Source organism: Flavobacterium caeni (assembly GCF_900101895.1).
Lineage (GTDB): Bacteria > Bacteroidota > Bacteroidia > Flavobacteriales > Flavobacteriaceae > Flavobacterium > Flavobacterium caeni.
The window spans coordinates 1-1,040 of record NZ_FMVF01000079.1; the positions used below are offsets into that span (position 1 = coordinate 1).

General features: G+C 30.0%; 1 protein-coding gene. It reads right to left on the bottom strand.

Translation table 11 applies throughout. The features are described 5' to 3' along the window. Positions 1-237: 237 nt before the first annotated feature. Positions 238-915 carry a hypothetical protein gene (locus BLP55_RS16655; RefSeq protein ID WP_091147579.1) on the bottom strand — a complete coding sequence of 226 codons (678 nt, stop codon included), beginning with the start codon at positions 913-915 and terminating at the stop codon, positions 238-240. Positions 916-1,040 lie beyond the last annotated feature (125 nt).

Sequence of the window (1,040 nt, forward strand, 5' to 3'; positions counted from 1 at the left end):
TAATTTTGTGAGTTCGCCGAGAGAGAAAGTAGTAAAATTGTTATTTGAGGAAATGTTCTCATGATTTCTGATTTTCGGTAATGCCGCCTAACGTTCCCTGTATTTGCGACGTCGCGTCAGAGCGAACTGAGTTCTCTCTGCTAAGATAGAACTTTCTTCGTGAAGCCACAATTTCCGGCTACCGAGAACCAGCGATGGCGTAAATACAGTGTTGGCGGTAGTGTTATTGCATTAATTTCAAAATCCTTTCCCAGTTAATTTTGTATCGTTTAGATTTACGTAATTAATTTCTATTACATATTCATCGACATTATTAGTCATTGAATAATTAGAACTATTGAATAGTTTTTCCACTTTATATTTTATATTATAATCTATCAATAAATTGTTGGTTTTGATGTTATTTCTATTTTTTTCTGATGTTGGATAAAATTTCATTCCTTCTCCAATTTGTTCTTTTGTTTCGGAATTTTCAGAAATCGTATTGTAGTAAAAAGGTAATTTAGCTTTAAAAATGGAAACTAAATTATTGTAATTCTCAATACATTCACTAAAGTTTGTTTTAGGGAAATAAATTGAAATTCTAATTTGATATAATTTATCATCAACGAAGTCAAAAACCACATTTTTCTTAATTCCATGAAAGCAATTTTCTGATTCAGTATAATTATAATAGAGTGAAATCTTAGTTACTGAATCACCTTTCAAATAATCATACTGTTTAACAATAGGAGATGACTTATAACGATTAGCTTCTGTATCTTCTTTAAAGTTATTGTTTGTAGACATTAGTGTTATAACTTTAAATTTAGAACAACCAAATTCAACAGGAAAAATATCTTCGAACTTACATTGTGCTCTAGTATTAAAAATAATTGATATGAATATAATTATTGAATATTTGATTTTTGTCATTTAATTATCGATTATCTATTAAACATTACCGCCAACGTTCCCTGCATTTGCGCAGGAGCGGAAATGGGAGCAGAGTTCCCTCTGCCAAGATACAACTTTCTTGGTTTGAAAAATGTTTCAAGTCA